The organism is Pseudomonas sp. R1-43-08 (assembly GCF_003852255.1).
Lineage (GTDB): Bacteria > Pseudomonadota > Gammaproteobacteria > Pseudomonadales > Pseudomonadaceae > Aquipseudomonas.
The window spans coordinates 4,252,188-4,269,709 of record NZ_CP027734.1 but is presented as its reverse complement, the minus strand read 5'-3'; the positions used below and the strand labels follow the sequence as shown (position 1 = coordinate 4,269,709).

Genomic DNA, 17,522 nt, shown 5'->3' with positions numbered 1-17,522 from the left:
CTCACGGTTGACTTGCTCATTGCCAGCTCCTTGTGCTGACAGAGGGGGGTGGAACAACGGGTTCAGAGTGATCGGCCTGCCAGGAAGTTCGCCTTCGGGTGGAGACATTTCTAGCGAGGCGACCAATGGCGGCATTGTGCTACTGCGGCGGACTGACCTCATAGCCTGCAAGGAACAGATCGATCGCCGACTCGATCACATCGGCCTGGGACGTTGCGTCAAGGGTAGGCTGGCCAAGGGTGATCTGCGGCCAGAACGCAAAGGCTTTGAGCAGGCTTTGTATCTGGTGAGCTGCGAACGCCGGGTCTTTGCAACTCAGGCGGCCGTCTTCCTGGGCGGCACGAACCCATTGGGTAAAGCCTTCTTCGCGCTCGCTCAAGCGGTTGACCATGTCTTGGGCGCGTTCCGGCGAATGAATGGTGGCCGCGATGGCCACGCGTGCCAGGTCGAGGAAGTTGGCATCCGCCATCATCTTCATTTTCGCTTCCAGCAACCCACGCAGTTGATTGCGCAGTGGTTGGTCGCTGCTGTACGCCACATCCAGTTGCGCGGCGCTGCTGGCCCACAATTGATGCAGTATTTCGGCGAACAGCTCTTCTTTACTGGGGAAGTGGTTGTAGACCGTGCGCTTGGAAACCCCTGCCGTGGCGGCGATCCTGTCCATGCTGGTGACCTCGAAGCCATTCTCGCGAAATTCGGCGATGGCCGCCGCCACGATGGCTTCGCGTTTACGGTCGGTGAGGCGTTGGGAGGCAGTCATGGAAGGCGTTCGGCTCAAAAATGAAATTACACTCGGCAGTTTACTTGCTTCGGGTTTTGTTGCAATGTAGAAACTACACTGTGCAGTGTAATTTATGAGCGGACGCAGGAGTCACTCTGTAATGGCTACGATTTCAACACGTGTTGGCCCGACATCCACTGCGCCCAGGCCTGCCGAGCGCGACCAGGGGCATTTCACCAACGACGCGCCGGTGCCCCACGGTGGCTTTGGCAAGACCTTGCGTATTTTTTGGAACATGTTGTTTAACAAGCCGCGCACCACAAGGCCTGTGGGCAACATCCCGGTACAACCCCTGACCCGCGAGCACCTGGTGGCAGCCCCTGATCACAGTGTGTTCCGCCTGGGCCATTCAACCGTGTTGTTGAAAATGCGCGGTAAATTCTGGATCACCGACCCCGTGTTCGCCGAACGCGCCTCACCGTTCAGTTGGGCCGGCCCCAAGCGCTTTCACCAACCCCCGATCAGCCTGGAGGAGTTGCCGCCGTTGGAAGCGGTGATCCTTTCCCACAATCACTACGACCACCTCGACCGCACGGCTGTGATCCAATTGGCCGCCAAGACGCGGTACTTTCTTGCGCCCTTAGGCGTGGGAGACACCCTGGTCAAATGGGGGGTGGACGCCGCCAAGGTGCGGCAACTGGATTGGTGGCAGGGCACCGAGGTCGATGGCATTCGTTTTGTAGCCACGCCGGCGCAGCATTTTTCCGGGCGTGGACTGTTTGACGGCAACCAGACCCTGTGGTGTTCCTGGGTGATGATCGATGACGCGCGGCGGATCTTTTTCAGCGGCGACACGGGTTATTTCGACGGCTTCAAGCGGATCGGCGAGCAATACGGACCGTTTGACCTGACCCTGATGGAAACCGGCGCCTATAACGTCGATTGGCCTCATGTGCATATGCAGCCGGAGCAAACATTGCAGGCGCATATCGACCTCAGGGGCCGCTGGTTGCTACCGATTCACAACGGCACCTTCGACTTGGCGTTTCACGCCTGGCACGAGCCGTTCGATCGCATCATGGCGCTGGCCTGGGAGCGCAACGTGTCGATTACTACGCCGGCGATGGGGCAAGCGTTCCGGCTCAACCAGCCCGAACGAGGGCATGCGTGGTGGTTGGAGGTAGAGACTCAGGATGTAAAAGAACAGGCTGCGGGTTAGCTGAAGAGCCTGTGAAAAAGGTGTTTTTCAGGGTGTTTCGACTCTGCGACAAACGTCAGAAGAGAGTGCGATGATCCGTCGGAAAGTTAATTTCGAGGGGCGTTGCAATGAACGAGGACTGCAAGAAACTCTGGCGACTGGGCATGCCGTGCCTCTCAGCATCGTCGCTCGCCGTATCAGGCGAGCATGCCGATCCTGGTTCTTCAACCGTCACCCAGGCGCGAACCGATAACGCCAGCACCGGTGCTATCGTTTTCGGTGCCGGACGCGCTGAGGGGACGGTACTCATACCCGGCTATAACGCCTTGCCTCCAATGATCAAGCCCACACGAGACCCCGCGTTATCACTGGTTGCCCTCAGTGGTGTCGACCCCACTGGGCCGGTGATGGTTGAAGTGCCCCTGGTGCAAAACAACAGCGCTTTTACTGCCTCCCCTGTGCTGGCGGGGTGGCGCATCGGCTATGCCATCCGCTACGTACGCGGTGGGCATGTTGAACCCACGGACCAGCGTGCAACCTTGCACCGTGCCTTCGTTATCCTTGGCCAAGCGGGTGTGCAATTAGTCGCAGTGGACGCGCAGCGTACGGACGACCCTCTCGAATCCGGTACGGCCATCGATGCGCTCGTGGCCAGCCATCGTTTGGATGCCCTGGTGTCAGACGCTCAGAGTGCGGCGTTTCATGCGGCGCGCAGAAGTGGATACCCCAGCGCCTGTCAGGCACTGGAGGATGGCACCCAACTCTGGTTTTACGGAGCCCGTTGGGCGGCTGATCGCGTGCAGGTCCTGCTGCAAACTTACCGCCAGCTTCTATCAACTGTCGCGCCCACACCGGGTACGGAATGATCATACCGGGCAGCAGGATTAGCCTGCATAGCGACGCCGGAACAGCCTCTTAGACTCGTGTTGGGTTATCGGCCGATAGCTCTCTTTCAGTCATTTAGGGGTATTTCCATGATCGGACCAGTTTCGGCAGGTGGGTGGGCGACAGGCCTGTTGCAAGCGCTTTCAAATCTGCCGCAGGGCTTCAAGGGCGCATGTCAAATGTCGGTGGAGATGGCCAGCTGCGGCGGGGTCACCTCAGAATCGCTGGTGAAAGACACGTTCCGACAAATTGCCAATATTGATCATGGGCTGCAGGGCGGTAACGCGTTCATAGAAACCAATCCGGATGCGCTCCAGCAAGCCAGGGCGCTGGACCTTGAACGTGAAAAAGGCCAGGTGCGCGGGTATTTGCATGGCGTTCCGATCGCGCTGAAGGATGTATTCGAAACCAGGGACCGGATGCAGACAAGCGCCGGTTCCAAGGCTCTGGTGGGCAAGGCCGCCACTCAAAATGCCAAGGTCGTGGACAACTTGCTGAAAGCCGGCGTGGTGGTTGTAGGTAAAACCAACATGAGCGAGCTGTCGAACTTCCGCTCTGAATTACCGGTGGATGGCTGGAGTTCCCGAGGTGGCCAGACGCTGAACCCGCATCGCCTGGGCGGGACGGTAGCGGGTTCGAGCTCAGGTTCTGCCGTAGCGGTTGCCCAAGGGCATGTGCCGCTGGCGTTAGGGGTGGAAACCAACGGATCGATCACTACTCCCGCGGCCTACAACGGCGTTTTTGGCTTGAAAACCTCCGTGGGCTTGCTGAGTACCGAGGGTGTCATGACCAGTTCACGCATGGATACGATTGGCACGTTCACGCGCAATGTCTGCGATGCGGCAGAAGCGCTCAACGCCATGACCGAGACCACGCTTTACACCGAGGGACTGCGCTCCGATGCCTTGAAAGGCAAGCGAATTGGCTACACGCCTGTGCCTGAATTGTCCGTAGAGGAGGCCAAAGACCCCGCGAAGCGGGCGGACCGTAAGCATTTCGCGGATGCGCTTGAGGTGTTGAAGTCTCAAGGTGCGATCCTGGTGCCCGTGGGAACGCTGGAGGATGGCGTCGCTGAGCAAACCTACGCCGATTACAACGAAGCATTATTTTCAGACGTCAAGCACCAACTGGAAGAGTATCTCGCCGGGCGCGAGGGTTTGCCTGTCAAATCGCTTTCGGAGCTGATTGCTTTCAATAAGCGTCACCAGCAGCCCGGTGAGCCCGACCAGAAAGTGTTGGAGCTTATCAATGGCCTGGTGAGCACTCAGGACCAGCGCGATAAGCTGTGGGCGGCCGTCATTCCGGTTTTCCAGAAAACCATCGATGATCCGATGAAAAAGCACAGGCTCGATGCGATGGTGTCGAACTTCCTCTCAAACAACTATTTTTTCAGCGCTGCGGCAGGTTACCCGGGAATGTCCATTCCTTCCGGCCTTGACGATGAGGGGATGCCAACGGCGCTTTACCTTTACGGGTCGGCTAACAACGATGCCACAGTGCTGTCGGCGGCCTATGTTTATGAGCAAGCCACACGGGCGATTAAACAGCCGGCATTCCGCCCTGGCGCTCCCTTTACGCCAGCACCCGTAATGGCAGATAACGCGGTTGAGAGGCCTGCAGGCAACGTCTGAATGTGATTCAGCCTCTGCTCAAAAGCGGCATGAAAGCTGGTTAATCCATTGGGTTGCCGGTGATCAGGCTGGACTCTACGCACCATTCGGTTGGGGAGCGGGTGACTCATTTGATGCAGCGGGTGAGCCCAGCAACCGAGAGAGAAGGCCTGGCGCCGCCGGTTCGGCCGATACGCTGTCGAATCGGCGTTTGCTCATCCCCCACCCCGGTGCGAACCCCGGGAAAAACACCAGCCCTTGCGCTTCCAGGCAAAATGCCAGGGCCAATCGAGTGTCATCATCCACGTCGCCGTGGCTTTCCAATTGTTGAATGGCTTGCACCGCCACGCCAGCCTCGCGGGCCAGCTCTTCGCGGCTCCAGCCCAACATGATGCGCGCCTGGGCGCAGTGTTTGGCGGTGAATTGATGAAGGACGATCTGCTGTTCTACGTAAGAGCTCATTGCCAGAGAGGACATGGGGATTTCTCCAGGTTCGACAGGGGAGGCACAACTATACTGTGTTTTTATACAGTTGTTTGTACCGCTCATCAACTCAGGGCAATGGGTGGTGTTTTTCAGTGTGCGTTTACTCCATCCCCGGCGCCTCCCGGATGATCAGATGATCCAGGTTTTCAATATTCGCGCTGAATACCCCGAACGTCTGTTCGGGGTTCTTCTGGCTCGGTACCTGCTTGAGCTGCGGCGTCACGCCATAGAAAAAGCAATACAACGGTCGTTCGCTGCCCGCCGCAGCCTTGATCTGCGCCAGGAATGCTGTGCGCTTGCGGTAGCTATCGAGCAGTTTCTTGCTCAGGTAGACATTGACGGAGTAGGGCTTCTTGTCGAGCCATACCTTCTTTTCAAAATCGATGCGAACACTGTTGGTGTAGTCCTTGATGGCTTTGATCTTGCCCCAATAGATCAGGCCCTGGTTGTCTTGCAGGTATTCGATTTTCTTGAAAAACGTCCAGTACGTCGCCGTGTGCTCGCCGATTTTCAACGGCATTGATTTGAGCTTGTCCTTGTCGTCGATATTCGACACGTAGCATTCCACCGGGTGAGCGAATACGCTGGTTTTATCCGGGGTGGTGTCGTTGTTGGCGTGGGGTGTGGAGACACGATTCGCGGGGGCTTTCACCGGGTCTTGCAGGGCGACGTTCTCTGCGCCTGTCAGAAGACTCCTACGTGTGTATTGACGTCGTGTGAGCACAAACTCTGATGGGAAATTTTCCTCGCGCTCGTCATCGCTTTCACCGGTTGCGCTCTTATGGGTGCTGGCGTAGCGGCAACCGTCGATATGCCGGGTGCTGGTCTTGTTCTTGAAATGCGGCGTGCGCTGGTAGGTGACGTTTTTTGCGTTGAAGGTGCTCAGCGTATTGCCCGTATCAAACGCCGCACGGCACACATCGTTGGGGCAGAGAAAGCGCTCCTTGTCGGAATCGAAATCGGCGGTTTCGTCGAAATTCAGGTCTCGTACGTCATAGATTGACAGTTTGTCATCGAGACTCAGGCTGTAGGCCGTGTCGAATTTCATGGGGCTCGGGTCCGTGAGAGGTTTGGCTATTAATAGCGAGAACCTGCGCAAATATCAGCAAGAACTTGCAACCCGCCGTCCACTCAGGAAGCACAGTGTGCCCCCGGCTGCGGTCAATGCCGCCAAGGCATAAAACATGCTGGCCGGCGCCGCGTTGATCAGTAGGTACACGCAAATCAACGGACCGATGACAATCAAATGTGGGAGGTGTCGAGCTTTAGCGAGGCTCCGATGGGATCACCTCAGCCTCCCAGCCACCCCTGTGCCCGCATCACCGCTGCAACCGGGCCCGCCTTTTCTTCTTCGCATGAAAATGCCGAAAATGCGCATCCTGAGCCGCCGCCAGCAACTCCCGATCCCCGCGCGTATCGCCCCAGGCCCGCAGCCGATACTCGCCCAGATCCCCATACACCGCCTCAAGCCGCAGCACCTTATTCTCACAGCGGCAATTATTCCCGGTGAGCTTACCGGTCAACACCCCGTCGACCACCTCAAGCTCAGTCCCAATCAAGCGGATCCCCAGCCGATCGGCAAATGGCTGCAACACCAACGCCGGCGACGCCGAACACAGCGTCACCACCGCGCCCGAGCCCAACTCCTGCTCCACCGACAACACGCCCGCCGGGCGCATCAACCGCGCCCAATTGCGCTGGCAATACTCCTCGGCCTTGCGCTGCACCCACGCCTTCTCCACCCCGGTCATAAAGGTGCGGATCAACTGCGCCTTCAATTCATCCCGGCTGATCTGCCGCACCAAAAAGCGCAGCCCCGGCACCGCCAGCTTGACCATCCGGCCATAAAACGCGCCAGTGCCAAAGGCAAACTTGAGGAAGGGCACGAAACTGTCGTGGTGGGTGAGGGTGCCGTCGAAGTCAAAGACGGAAAGTACTTTGGCGTCAACGGGGCCGGCTTCGAGCATGTCTGGGTTCACGGGTTGGCCTCGGTCCTATCTAGTATTTTTTTGAATGTGCATCAGGTGTGACAGCAGGAGTCTACTCCCGTGCCAATCTTCCGATTTTGGCGTAAAGCCCTTCGGTGAACGCCTCCCGGTCACTCGACCGGTGACAACGCTGATGGCAATTGGGGCACAAGGCTACAGCATTGGTGATGCGATCCGAACCCTTTTGGGCGAGGCGGGAAATGCGATGTACTTCAAGAAATGGCCGTTCACCGCGCATAAAAAAGCCCTGAACAAGTCAGGGCTTAATGAGGTTGCTTGGCTCAGGAATCAATCCCAGCTCAACGCGCCGCCGGTCTGATACTCGATCACCCGAGTCTCAAAGAAATTCTTCTCTTTCTTCAAGTCCATAATCTCGCTCATCCACGGGAACGGGTTGGTCGTGCCTGGGTACTCTTCCTTCAAGCCAATCTGCGACAGGCGACGGTTAGCGATGAACTTCAGATAGTCCTCCATCATCGCGGCATTCATCCCCAGCACCCCACGCGGCATGGTATCCCGCGCATATTCGATCTCCAGTTGGGTTCCTTGCAGGATCATCTGGGTCGCTTCTTCCTTCATCTCGGCATCCCACAGGTGTGGGTTTTCGATTTTGATCTGGTTGATCACATCGATACCGAAGTTCAGGTGCATCGACTCATCGCGCAGGATGTACTGGAACTGCTCGGCCACGCCGGTCATTTTGTTGCGGCGGCCCATGGAGAGGATCTGGGTGAAGCCGCAATAAAAGAAGATGCCTTCCAGCACGCAGTAGTAGGCGACCAGGTTGCGCAGCAGTTCTTTGTCGGTGTCGACGGTGCCGGTTTCGAACTTCGGATCGGAGATCGAACGGGTGTATTTCAGGCCCCAGGCGGCCTTTTTGGCCACCGATGGAATCTCGTGGTACATGTTGAAGATCTCGCCTTCATCCATGGCGAGCGATTCGATGCAGTACTGGTAGGCGTGGGTGTGGATCGCTTCTTCGAAGGCCTGGCGCAGGATGTACTGGCGGCACTCCGGGTTGGTGATCAGGCGGTACACGGCCAGCACCAGGTTGTTGGCGACCAACGAATCCGCAGTAGAGAAGAAGCCGAGGTTGCGCATGACGATGCGGCGTTCGTCGTCGGTCAGGCCTTCGGGGTCTTTCCACAGGGCGATGTCGGCGGTCATGTTGACCTCTTGCGGCATCCAGTGGTTGGCGCAGCCGTCGAGGTACTTCTGCCAGGCCCAGTCGTACTTGAAGGGCACGAGTTGGTTGAGGTCGGCGCGGCAGTTGATCATGCGTTTTTCGTCAACGGCGACGCGGGCGGAGGCGCCTTCGAGTTCGGCGAGGCCTTCGGCGACGTCGAGTTTGTCCAGGGCTGCCTTGGCGCGCACGATGGCGGCGGAGTCATTGGCGGTGACGGCGCGGGCTTCGATGGCGGCGGCAGCGCCGGCACCGTCGAGGCGGTCCATGTTGGCTTCGGTGGCGTGGCCGGCGTTGGCGCCTTTGGTGGCTACTTCGCCTTCTTCTTCTTTGTCGAATTCGTCCCAGCTCAGCATGACGTGTCGTCTCCTGCGTGAGGGCTCAAAGGTGCCCGTGTGAAACCGGATGGTTGGGTGTTCACACGGCCCCAGGGCCGCGGTGGATCTTAAGGAATCGTTTGTTGCAGCAGCTAGCGCAGGCATTAAACGCAATTGGGTTACGGGTTCTGCATGAGGCTTGAGGTGCGGAGCGGCGGGGCTTGCTCCAGCGGAGGCCTCAGGTCTGGCTCTTCGTCCCTGTGTAAAGGGATATTGCAGGCCCGATTTACCCGCGCATTATAGGGAAAAATTCGGGTTTGTGTTGTGGCGGATTGTCCCGGTGAGCGGACAAAAAGGCTGCTATTTGGGCCAGGGCGAGGGTTTGCAGGGGGTTGGCGGGGGAGGAATTTTTTGACGGGCGGTGGGATGTTTTTTGTGGAGGGGAGGGCGGTGGATTAAGGACCGGCTCTTTGCCGCAAGAACGATTTCTTGCGGCGAACAAGAATCCACTAACCAATAATCAGCCGTTAGAGCAACCATTACCCATGACATGATAATTAAGAATATGACGTTGACCCTGCGAATCCTCATATTCCATCTTCGCCGGTACAACTTCGCATACTTCCGGGATGTTGCTCATGGAGACTACTTTAGCGACGTCCAAGTGGGTGCTGTAGGTATAGTCCTCAACAATCGGGGCGTTCTGGCCAGCCAGCTCGGTCGGGGCCTCGTCGGCCAGGGCGGCGGTGGCGCACAGGCTGCTGAGGGCTAAAACTAATAACGCTTTCATTTCTCTGTTTACCTTCTTCAGGGCGAAAGGGGTCACGGGGCCCTTGTGAGGCCGCGTGTGTAACTTGAGAGTTGGGAAGTTCGGATTAACGTTGCCTTCGTGGGGGCTGTTGCGGTGTTAATCTCGGTGTCGTGTTGACGGGGTTGATTCTAGGCCTGCGGCTTATATTCATATACCCGTGGTTTTGATAAACACTTTTGGCAGTTTTTGTAACAATCCCTCCATGAAGGTTTTTTCAGAAACCTGCGAAGCGCCACGGGGCGCGGGCCAGAGCGGCAGCTGGGCATAGCTGGGTAATTTGTAGGGTCTTGTTACTACCATCGTCGAATGGTTCTATAGGCCCACCCCGGCTACAACAGGGGCCATACAACAACAACTATGTCACCGAGGTAAGAAAGATGAGTGCGGCTTCCCTGTACCCCGTTCGCCCCGAAGTAGCAGCCAACACGCTGACCGACGAGGCGACCTACAAGGCGATGTACCAGCAATCGGTGGTCAATCCCGATGGTTTCTGGCGCGAGCAAGCCAAGCGTCTTGACTGGATCAAGCCTTTCACCACGGTGAAGCAGACGTCGTTCGACGATCACCATGTCGACATCAAGTGGTTCGCCGATGGCACCCTGAACGTTTCCTACAACTGCCTGGACCGTCACCTCGCCGAGCGCGGCGACCAGATCGCGATCATCTGGGAGGGCGATGACCCTGCCGAGAGCCGCAACATCACGTACCGCGAGCTGCATGAACAAGTCTGCAAGTTCGCCAACGCCCTGCGCGGCCAGGATGTGCATCGCGGCGACGTGGTGACTATCTATATGCCGATGATCCCCGAAGCTGTGGTCGCCATGCTCGCCTGCACCCGCATCGGTGCGATTCATTCCGTGGTGTTCGGCGGTTTCTCGCCGGAAGCCCTGGCCGGTCGCATCATCGACTGTAAGTCGAAGGTGGTGATCACTGCCGACGAAGGCATTCGCGCCGGTAAGAAGATTCCGCTGAAGGCCAACGTCGATGACGCACTGACCAACCCGGAAACCAGCAGCATCCAGAAGGTCATTGTGTGCAAGCGCACCAATGGCACGATCAAGTGGAACCAGCATCGTGACATCTGGTACGAAGACCTGATGAAAGTGGCGGGCACCGTGTGTGCGCCCAAAGAGATGGGCGCCGAAGAAGCGCTGTTCATCCTCTACACCTCCGGTTCCACCGGCAAGCCCAAGGGCGTGCAACACACCACCGGCGGCTACCTGCTGTATGCGGCCCTGACCCATGAGCGCGTGTTTGACTACCGCCCTGGCGAAATCTACTGGTGCACTGCCGACGTGGGCTGGGTCACCGGCCACACCTATATTGTCTACGGCCCGCTGGCGAATGGCGCGACCACCTTGCTGTTCGAAGGTGTGCCGAACTATCCGGACATCACCCGGGTGGCGAAGATCGTCGACAAGCACAAGGTCAATATTCTCTACACCGCACCCACCGCGATCCGCGCGATGATGGCATCGGGCACCGCCGCCGTTGAAGGCGCCGATGGCAGCAGCCTGCGCCTGTTGGGCTCGGTAGGCGAGCCGATCAACCCGGAAGCCTGGGACTGGTACTACAAGAATGTCGGCCAATCCCGTTGCCCGATTGTCGACACCTGGTGGCAGACCGAAACCGGCGGCAACATGATGAGCCCGCTGCCGGGCGCCCATGCGCTCAAGCCGGGTTCGGCGGCGCGGCCGTTCTTTGGCGTGGTGCCGGCGTTGGTGGACAACCTCGGCAACCTGATCGAAGGCGCGGCCGAGGGCAACCTGGTGATCCTCGATTCGTGGCCGGGCCAGGCGCGTACGCTGTTTGGCGATCATGACCGTTTCGTCGATACCTACTTCAAGACCTTCCGTGGCATGTATTTCACCGGCGACGGTGCGCGGCGCGACGAGGACGGCTACTACTGGATCACCGGGCGTGTGGACGACGTGTTGAACGTGTCGGGCCACCGCATGGGCACGGCCGAGATCGAAAGCGCGATGGTGGCACACCCGAAAGTCGCGGAAGCGGCGGTGGTCGGCGTGCCGCATGACATCAAGGGGCAGGGCATTTATGTCTATGTCACTTTGATCGGTGGCGAAGAGCCGACCGAACAATTGCGCCTGGAGCTGAAAAACTGGGTGCGCAAGGAAATCGGCCCGATTGCCTCACCGGACGTGATCCAGTGGGCGCCAGGCTTGCCGAAGACGCGTTCGGGGAAAATCATGCGGCGGATTCTGCGCAAGATTGCCACGGCTGAGTATGACGGGTTGGGGGATATCTCCACCCTGGCCGACCCGGGGGTGGTGGCGCATTTGATCGAGACGCACAAGACCATGAACGTCGCGTAAGGCGGAGTGGATGGGAAAGAGCCCCATTCGGCGTAGGCCGGGTGGGGCTTTTTCATGGTCTCTCGAAATCACTACAAATCCAATGTGGGAGGGGGCTTGCCCCCTCCCACATTTGGATTGCATTTCAAGGCCTGTACAGCTGCTGCCTGCATTGCCAGCTGGCAAATAAATATCGGTTTGCGCAGTAGGACGTTTCTGAATGTTACCGGTTGACGCAAATGTGTAACCCCGCGCCCAGGCATGAGGCAAACGGCTACGCTCGCGCCCAGGAAAACCGCGTTTCAGACACCCTTTGAAATAAGATTAAACGCCACACTTGCCGTGCTAGAAGGGTTTGCGAATAATAGGCCCGCAATTTGCAGCATCAGCTGGTTTAATATCTTTTGCCTCTGCATAAAATTCAGAGGCTGTCAATGAGTTGGAACCGCTTTCTCGGTGCTTCTGTAAATTGTTGTCGCATTGAGGAAATATCGGCTTCCAGCCTGTCGTTAGAATGCCGATCACTCGCTCGTCGTCGCTGGCACGCACTGGCGCAGGACGCTGCACCGCTTTCGGTTTCACCTTCGCCGCATCGTGGGCCATGGCTCATACTGCTGTTTTGCCCTATACCGATGGAGTCCCAAGATGAAGAAACTCGTGCTGTTGGGCGCCCTGGCGCTGTCCGTGCTGTCCATGCAGGCTTTCGCTGAAGGCAAACCGCTGAAAATTGGTATCGAAGCCGCTTACCCTCCGTTTGCCTCGAAGGCGCCGGATGGCAGCATCGTCGGTTTTGACTACGACATCGGCAACGCCCTGTGCAAGCAGATGGACGTGAAGTGCACGTGGGTCGAGCAGGAATTCGACGGCCTGATCCCGGCGCTGAAAGTGCGCAAGATCGACGCGATCCTGTCATCCATGTCCATTACTGAAGACCGCAAGAAATCCGTGGACTTCACCACCCGCTACTACCTGACCCCAGCTCGTCTGGTGATGAAGGAAGGCACTGCCGTCAGCGACAGCCTGGATGAATTGAAAGGCAAGAAGATCGGCGTGCAGCGTGGTTCGATCCATGACCGTTTCGCCAAGGAAGTCCTGGCACCGAAGGGCGCCACCATCGTTCCCTACGGCACCCAGAACGAAATCTACCTGGACGTGCAAGCCGGTCGCCTCGACGGCACCGTGGCCGACGCCACCCTGCTGCAGGACGGTTTCCTGAAAACCGACGCCGGCAAAGGCTACGCGTTCACAGGTCCCGCGTTCACCGACGTCAAATACTTCGGCGACGGCGTAGGCATCGCGGTTCGCAAAGGCGACAAGGAAAACCTGGAGCGCATCAACGCCGCTATCGCCGCGATCCGTGCCAATGGCGAATACAAGAAGATCCAGGACAAGTACTTCGACTTCGATATTTACGGCGCTGATGCCCAGTAAATAGTCGCAGCTGTCTGTCCGAAATGGCGCAAGCAACAGAACACTCTGAAGTTTGCGCCATTTTTTCATCCCCCTTTTCGAGGACCTGAATCATGTTGAAAGGCTACGGGGCCGTCATCCTCGATGGCGCATGGTTGACGCTTCAGCTCGCCTTGTCGTCCATGGCCCTGGCCATTGTTCTGGGTCTGATCGGGGTCGCGCTGCGCCTGTCGCCGGTGCGCTGGCTGGCGTGGCTGGGCGACCTGTACTCCACGGTGATCCGCGGGATCCCCGACCTGGTGCTGATCCTGCTGATTTTCTACGGTGGCCAGGACTTGCTTAACCGCGTCGCGCCGATGCTCGGCTTTGACGACTATATTGACCTGAACCCCCTGGCCGCCGGTATCGGCACCCTGGGTTTCATCTTTGGCGCCTACCTCTCGGAAACCTTCCGCGGCGCCTTCATGGCCATTCCCAAGGGCCAGGCTGAGGCCGGCCTGGCGTATGGCATGAGCAGCTTCCAGGTGTTTTTCCGGGTGATGGTGCCGCAGATGATTCGGCTGGCAATCCCCGGGTTTACCAACAACTGGCTGGTACTCACCAAGGCCACCGCGCTGATTTCGGTGGTGGGCCTGCAAGACATGATGTTCAAGGCCAAGCAGGCGGCGGACGCCACCCGCGAGCCTTTTACCTTCTTCCTCGCAGTGGCGGCGATGTACCTGGTGATCACCAGCGTGTCGTTGCTGGCCCTGCGCTATCTTGAGAAGCGCTACTCGGTAGGCGTAAGGGCGGCTGATCTATGATCTTCGACTACAACGTCATCTGGGAGGCCATGCCGCTGTACCTTGGCGGCTTGCTGACCACCCTGAAACTGCTCGCCATTTCGCTGTTCTTCGGCTTGCTCGCCGCCTTGCCCCTGGGTTTGATGCGCGTGTCCAAGCAGCCGATCGTCAACGGCGTGGCATGGCTCTACACCTATGTGATCCGCGGCACACCGATGCTGGTGCAGCTGTTTTTGATCTACTACGGCCTGGCCCAGTTCGAGTCCGTACGGGAAAGCTTCCTGTGGCCGTTGCTGTCCAGCGCCACCTTCTGCGCGTGCCTGGCGTTCGCGATCAACACCAGCGCCTACACCGCCGAGATCATCGCCGGCAGCCTCAAGGCCACGCCCAATGGCGAGATTGAAGCGGCCAAGGCCATGGGCATGTCGCGCTACAAGCTGTACCGTCGCATCCTGCTGCCCTCGGCCCTGCGCCGCGCGCTGCCGCAGTACAGCAACGAAGTGATCATGATGCTGCAGACCACCAGCCTGGCCTCCATTGTCACTTTGATCGACATCACCGGTGCCGCGCGCACGGTGAATGCCCAGTACTACCTGCCGTTTGAAGCCTATATCACTGCCGGCGCGTTCTACCTGTGCCTGACGTTCATCCTGGTGCGCCTGTTCAAGGTGGCCGAGCGCCGCTGGCTGAGCTACCTGGCTCCACGGAAGCATTGATATGGAACGTATCGATCACCTGTTGCCCTGGGGCCACCTGGGTTGTGAGCGCCAGCTGAGTGTGTTCCGTTTCGGCAGTGGCGAGCGCAAGGCCTACATCCAGGCCAGCCTGCACGCCGATGAGTTGCCCGGCATGCGCGCCGCCTGGGAGTTGAAAAAACGCCTTACCGACCTGGAACGCCAAGGGGCGCTCAATGGCGTGATCGAGTTGGTGCCCGTTGCCAACCCGATGGGCCTGGGCCAATTGCTGCAGGGCAGCCACCAGGGGCGTTTCGAGATTGGTAGCGGCAAGAATTTCAACCGCGATTTTGTTGAGTTGAGCGCGCCCGTCGCCGAGCGTCTGCACGGCAAACTGGGCGATGACCCCCACGCCAATGTGCGCCTGATCCGCCAGGCCATGAGCGACGTGCTCAGCGCCTTGGCGCCGCCGAGCAGTCAGTTGCAAGGCATGCAACGCATTCTGCTGAGCCATGCCTGCACCGCCGACATCGTCCTCGACCTGCACTGCGACGCCGAAGCCGCGCTGCACATGTACGCGCTGCCTCAGCACTGGCCACAGTGGCGTTCGCTGTCGGCGCATTTGAATGTAAAAGTCGGCCTGCTGGCGGAAGATTCCGGTGGCAGTTCGTTTGACGAGGCGTGTTCGCTGCCGTGGCTGCGCTTGTCCCGGGCGTTCCCCGAGGCGCAGATCCCGCTGGCCTGTCTGGCGACAACCCTGGAGTTGGGCGGCCAGGCCGACACCGGCCGCGACGAGGCGATCTTCCATGCCGAGGGCATCCTGGCGTTCCTCGCCGAACAAGGCTTGATCAAGGGCGAGTGGCCCGCGCCGCAGCACGAGGCGTGTGAAGGCATGCCCTTCGAGGGCACCGAGTTGCTGTTCGCACCCCACGCCGGCGTGATCAGTTACCTGCGTGAAGCCGGTGACTGGGTTGAAACCGGCGAACCGATTTTTGAAGTGATTGATCCTCTGACCGACCGCGTCAGCATCGTCTGCGCGGGCACGTCCGGGGTGTTGTTCGCCGTTGAACGGCTGCGTTACGCCCAAGCGGGTTTCTGGCTGGCCAAGGTGGCGGGGCGCGAAGCGCTGCGTCACGGGCGCTTGCTCAACGACTGACCACCTGTTTTTGTGAGAACCGACCGCATGTACAAACTTGAAGTCCAAGACCTGCATAAACGCTATGGCAGTCATGAAGTGCTCAAAGGCGTGTCCCTGGCCGCCGCTGCCGGTGATGTGATCAGCATCATCGGCTCCAGCGGTTCGGGCAAAAGTACCTTTTTGCGCTGTATCAACCTGCTCGAGCAACCTCACGCCGGCAAGATTCTGCTCAATAACGAAGAGCTGAAACTGGTCGCGAACAAAGATGGCGCCATGAAGGCCGCCGACCCTAAACAACTGCAACGCATGCGTTCGCGCCTGTCCATGGTGTTCCAGCATTTCAACTTGTGGTCGCATATGACCGCGCTGGAAAACGTGATGGAAGCGCCGGTGCATGTGCTTGGCATGTCGAAAAAAGACGCCCGTGAAAAGGCCGAGCATTACCTGGCCAAGGTCGGCGTGGGCCATCGCAAGGATGCCTTCCCCGGCCACATGTCCGGCGGCGAGCAGCAGCGCGTGGCGATCGCCCGTGCCCTGGCGATGGAGCCGGAGGTGATGCTGTTCGACGAACCCACCTCGGCCCTCGACCCGGAGCTGGTCGGCGAAGTGCTCAAGGTGATGCAGGACCTGGCTCTGGAAGGCCGCACCATGGTGGTGGTGACCCACGAAATGGGCTTTGCCCGTGAGGTGTCGAACCAGCTGGTGTTTTTGCACAAAGGCATCGTCGAAGAACGCGGCAACCCGCGCGAAGTGCTGGTGAATCCGCAGTCGGAGCGGTTGCAGCAGTTTCTCTCCGGCAGCTTGAAATAGCCCACTTCACTGGAGACGCTGCACCCTGTGGGAGGGGGCTTGCTCCCGATAGCGGTACATCAGATACACATTTGCTGACTGATCCGCCGCTATCGGGAGCAAGCCCCCTCCCACATTGGGATCTTCATCGTTTTGAGATTTCTATTCACTTACGGGCTAGCATTGGCCTTTGTCTTCATTACCGTTACTCGCTTCGGATAGCCTTCCATGACCGCCCATAAAATTGGTTTCCTGATTTGGCCCAGCACAAAAGCCCTCACGCTTGCGCTGGCTGAGGAGGCCTTGCGCGTTGCTCAGCGGGTGCATCCGGACGTGGTTTATGAACTGTCGTTCCTGCACGCCGAGCCACCAATGGACGGCGCCTGGCAACTGCCTGGCGAACCGTGGGCCGGCAAGCTGGAAGGCTTCCAGAAACTGTTCCTGCTGGCCGACGAGCCGCCCACCGTTATCGCTTCGCAACTGAGCTCCGCCCTCAAGCAACTGGTGCGCGCCGGTTGTGTGATCGGCGGTTTGTCGGCCGGTGTGTACCCGTTGGCCCAGCTCGGCCTGCTCGACGGCTACCGCGCCGCCGTGCACTGGCGTTGGCAGGATGATTTTGCCGAGCGTTTCCCCAAGGTCATCGCCACTAGCCATCTGTTCGACTGGGACCGTGATCGCCTGACCGCCTGCGGTGGCATGTCGGTGCTCGACCTGCTGCTGGCGGTATTGGCCCGTGATCACGGCGCCGAACTGGCCGGTGCGGTGTCTGAAGAACTGGTGGTGGAGCGCATCCGCGAAGGCGGCGAGCGCCAGCGCATCCCGCTGCAAAACCGCCTGGGCTCCAGCCATCCGAAGCTGACCCAGGCGGTGTTGCTGATGGAAGCCAATATCGAGGAGCCGCTGACCACCGATGAAATCGCCCAGCACGTGTGCGTGTCGCGACGACAACTGGAGCGCATCTTCAAGCAGTACCTCAATCGCGTCCCCAGCCAGTACTACCTGGAACTGCGCCTGAACAAGGCGCGCCAGATGCTCATGCAGACCAGCAAGTCGATCATCCAGATCGGCCTGTCGTGCGGCTTCTCCTCGGGGCCGCATTTTTCCAGTGCCTACCGCAACTTCTTCGGCGCCACCCCGCGTGAAGACCGCAACCAGCGGCGCAGCAGCAGCCCGTTCGAACTGTCGTCGGTGCCGTCCGAGCGCGGTTGAGTCGCGCCG

Annotated in this window: 17 protein-coding genes and 2 pseudogenes; 10 read left to right on the top strand and 9 right to left on the bottom strand. The window is 59.0% G+C overall.

The features are described from left to right. Nucleotides 1-139: 139 nt before the first annotated feature. Nucleotides 140-760, bottom strand: coding sequence for a TetR/AcrR family transcriptional regulator (locus C4J87_RS19525; protein ID WP_124368073.1), 621 nt, complete (start codon nt 758-760; stop codon nt 140-142). Nucleotides 761-881: 121 nt separating this feature from the next. Between C4J87_RS19525 and C4J87_RS19520 the strand changes: the two genes are divergently transcribed. From C4J87_RS19520 to C4J87_RS19510, 3 genes are all read left to right on the top strand, one after another. Further along, nucleotides 882-1,940, top strand: a complete 1,059-nt coding sequence (locus tag C4J87_RS19520) for an MBL fold metallo-hydrolase (RefSeq protein ID WP_124368072.1) — start codon at nt 882-884, stop codon at nt 1,938-1,940. 107 nt (nt 1,941-2,047) lie between these two features. Then, on the top strand, nt 2,048-2,785 hold the full coding sequence (locus tag C4J87_RS19515) for a hypothetical protein (RefSeq protein WP_177412801.1): 738 nt from the start codon (nt 2,048-2,050) through the stop codon (nt 2,783-2,785). A gap of 198 nt (nt 2,786-2,983) precedes the next feature. Next, nucleotides 2,984-4,435, top strand: coding sequence for an amidase family protein (locus C4J87_RS19510; RefSeq protein ID WP_124369012.1), 1,452 nt, complete (start codon nt 2,984-2,986; stop codon nt 4,433-4,435). A 75-nt stretch (nt 4,436-4,510) separates the two neighbouring features. Here the strand turns inward: C4J87_RS19510 and C4J87_RS19505 are convergent, their stop codons facing one another. From C4J87_RS19505 to C4J87_RS19475, 7 genes and pseudogenes are all read right to left on the bottom strand, one after another. Beyond that, on the bottom strand, nt 4,511-4,891 hold the full coding sequence (locus C4J87_RS19505) for a helix-turn-helix transcriptional regulator (RefSeq protein ID WP_124368071.1): 381 nt from the start codon (nt 4,889-4,891) through the stop codon (nt 4,511-4,513). A 109-nt stretch (nt 4,892-5,000) separates the two neighbouring features. Beyond that, entirely contained in the window at nt 5,001-5,948 is a 948-nt protein-coding gene (locus tag C4J87_RS19500; RefSeq protein ID WP_124368070.1) for a hypothetical protein, read from the bottom strand. Between the two features lie 54 nt (nt 5,949-6,002). Further along, nucleotides 6,003-6,137: pseudogene (locus tag C4J87_RS26545) on the bottom strand (MFS transporter); the annotation flags it as partial. An 82-nt stretch (nt 6,138-6,219) separates the two neighbouring features. Continuing rightward, on the bottom strand, nt 6,220-6,867 hold the full coding sequence (locus C4J87_RS19490; protein ID WP_124365199.1) for an HAD-IB family hydrolase: 648 nt from the start codon (nt 6,865-6,867) through the stop codon (nt 6,220-6,222). A 73-nt stretch (nt 6,868-6,940) separates the two neighbouring features. Then, nucleotides 6,941-7,111, bottom strand: a pseudogene (locus C4J87_RS19485) (HNH endonuclease); the annotation flags it as partial. 65 nt (nt 7,112-7,176) lie between these two features. After that, nucleotides 7,177-8,427 carry a ribonucleotide-diphosphate reductase subunit beta gene (locus C4J87_RS19480; protein WP_124364060.1) on the bottom strand — a complete coding sequence of 417 codons (1,251 nt, stop codon included), beginning with the start codon at nt 8,425-8,427 and terminating at the stop codon, nt 7,177-7,179. A gap of 481 nt (nt 8,428-8,908) precedes the next feature. Then, nucleotides 8,909-9,178, bottom strand: a complete 270-nt coding sequence (locus C4J87_RS19475) for a DUF2790 domain-containing protein (RefSeq protein WP_124364059.1) — start codon at nt 9,176-9,178, stop codon at nt 8,909-8,911. Between the two features lie 398 nt (nt 9,179-9,576). Here C4J87_RS19475 and acs point away from each other — a divergent pair, with 398 nt between their 5' ends. Beyond that, nucleotides 9,577-11,532 (top strand): acetate--CoA ligase, encoded by a 1,956-nt coding sequence (gene acs / locus C4J87_RS19470; protein WP_124368069.1) that lies wholly within the window; start codon nt 9,577-9,579, stop codon nt 11,530-11,532. Nucleotides 11,533-11,856: 324 nt separating this feature from the next. Here acs and C4J87_RS19465 read toward each other — a convergent pair whose 3' ends face one another. Beyond that, complete coding sequence (locus C4J87_RS19465; protein ID WP_124368068.1) at nt 11,857-12,114, bottom strand: hypothetical protein; 258 nt, start codon at nt 12,112-12,114, stop codon at nt 11,857-11,859. Between the two features lie 42 nt (nt 12,115-12,156). On the opposite strand from C4J87_RS19465, the gene C4J87_RS19460 reads away from it, so the two are divergent. The 6 genes from C4J87_RS19460 to C4J87_RS19435 all read left to right on the top strand — a co-directional run bounded on the left by C4J87_RS19460 (nt 12,157) and on the right by C4J87_RS19435 (nt 17,513). Continuing rightward, nucleotides 12,157-12,942, top strand: a complete 786-nt coding sequence (locus C4J87_RS19460) for an ABC transporter substrate-binding protein (RefSeq protein ID WP_124368067.1) — start codon at nt 12,157-12,159, stop codon at nt 12,940-12,942. 92 nt (nt 12,943-13,034) lie between these two features. Further along, the gene (locus C4J87_RS19455) at nt 13,035-13,724 is read left to right on the top strand and encodes an ABC transporter permease (RefSeq protein ID WP_078738713.1); all 690 of its coding nucleotides are present in this window, start codon (nt 13,035-13,037) and stop codon (nt 13,722-13,724) included. Continuing rightward, on the top strand, nt 13,721-14,419 hold the full coding sequence (locus C4J87_RS19450) for an ABC transporter permease (RefSeq protein ID WP_124368066.1): 699 nt from the start codon (nt 13,721-13,723) through the stop codon (nt 14,417-14,419). Before C4J87_RS19455 ends, C4J87_RS19450 begins: the two co-directional genes overlap by 4 nt. Before the next feature lies 1 nt (nt 14,420). Then, entirely contained in the window at nt 14,421-15,533 is a 1,113-nt protein-coding gene (locus C4J87_RS19445; RefSeq protein ID WP_124368065.1) for a succinylglutamate desuccinylase/aspartoacylase family protein, read from the top strand. 27 nt (nt 15,534-15,560) lie between these two features. Then, a complete protein-coding gene (locus C4J87_RS19440) occupies nt 15,561-16,325 on the top strand; it encodes an ABC transporter ATP-binding protein (protein ID WP_124368064.1) in 765 nt (254 codons plus the stop codon). A 207-nt stretch (nt 16,326-16,532) separates the two neighbouring features. Then, nucleotides 16,533-17,513, top strand: coding sequence for a GlxA family transcriptional regulator (locus tag C4J87_RS19435; RefSeq protein WP_124368063.1), 981 nt, complete (start codon nt 16,533-16,535; stop codon nt 17,511-17,513). The last annotated feature ends 9 nt before the right edge of the window (nt 17,514-17,522 follow it).

What these genes read in the sequence shown, in the direction of transcription:
- C4J87_RS19480 (WP_124364060.1), bottom strand. Translation starts at nt 8,427, where the DNA reads ATGCTGAGCTGGGACGAATTCGACAAAGAAGAAGAAGGCGAAGTAGCC.
- C4J87_RS19465 (WP_124368068.1), bottom strand. Translation starts at nt 12,114, where the DNA reads ATGGCCCACGATGCGGCGAAGGTGAAACCGAAAGCGGTGCAGCGTCCT.
- C4J87_RS19515 (WP_177412801.1), top strand. Translation starts at nt 2,048, where the DNA reads ATGAACGAGGACTGCAAGAAACTCTGGCGACTGGGCATGCCGTGCCTC.
- C4J87_RS19460 (WP_124368067.1), top strand. Translation starts at nt 12,157, where the DNA reads ATGAAGAAACTCGTGCTGTTGGGCGCCCTGGCGCTGTCCGTGCTGTCC.
- C4J87_RS19490 (WP_124365199.1), bottom strand. Translation starts at nt 6,867, where the DNA reads ATGCTCGAAGCCGGCCCCGTTGACGCCAAAGTACTTTCCGTCTTTGAC.
- C4J87_RS19445 (WP_124368065.1), top strand. Translation starts at nt 14,421, where the DNA reads ATGGAACGTATCGATCACCTGTTGCCCTGGGGCCACCTGGGTTGTGAG.
- C4J87_RS19435 (WP_124368063.1), top strand. Translation starts at nt 16,533, where the DNA reads ATGACCGCCCATAAAATTGGTTTCCTGATTTGGCCCAGCACAAAAGCC.
- C4J87_RS19525 (WP_124368073.1), bottom strand. Translation starts at nt 760, where the DNA reads ATGACTGCCTCCCAACGCCTCACCGACCGTAAACGCGAAGCCATCGTG.
- C4J87_RS19450 (WP_124368066.1), top strand. Translation starts at nt 13,721, where the DNA reads ATGATCTTCGACTACAACGTCATCTGGGAGGCCATGCCGCTGTACCTT.
- C4J87_RS19510 (WP_124369012.1), top strand. Translation starts at nt 2,984, where the DNA reads ATGTCGGTGGAGATGGCCAGCTGCGGCGGGGTCACCTCAGAATCGCTG.
- C4J87_RS19500 (WP_124368070.1), bottom strand. Translation starts at nt 5,948, where the DNA reads ATGAAATTCGACACGGCCTACAGCCTGAGTCTCGATGACAAACTGTCA.
- C4J87_RS19520 (WP_124368072.1), top strand. Translation starts at nt 882, where the DNA reads ATGGCTACGATTTCAACACGTGTTGGCCCGACATCCACTGCGCCCAGG.
- acs (WP_124368069.1), top strand. Translation starts at nt 9,577, where the DNA reads ATGAGTGCGGCTTCCCTGTACCCCGTTCGCCCCGAAGTAGCAGCCAAC.
- C4J87_RS19440 (WP_124368064.1), top strand. Translation starts at nt 15,561, where the DNA reads ATGTACAAACTTGAAGTCCAAGACCTGCATAAACGCTATGGCAGTCAT.
- C4J87_RS19455 (WP_078738713.1), top strand. Translation starts at nt 13,035, where the DNA reads ATGTTGAAAGGCTACGGGGCCGTCATCCTCGATGGCGCATGGTTGACG.
- C4J87_RS19475 (WP_124364059.1), bottom strand. Translation starts at nt 9,178, where the DNA reads ATGAAAGCGTTATTAGTTTTAGCCCTCAGCAGCCTGTGCGCCACCGCC.
- C4J87_RS19505 (WP_124368071.1), bottom strand. Translation starts at nt 4,891, where the DNA reads ATGTCCTCTCTGGCAATGAGCTCTTACGTAGAACAGCAGATCGTCCTT.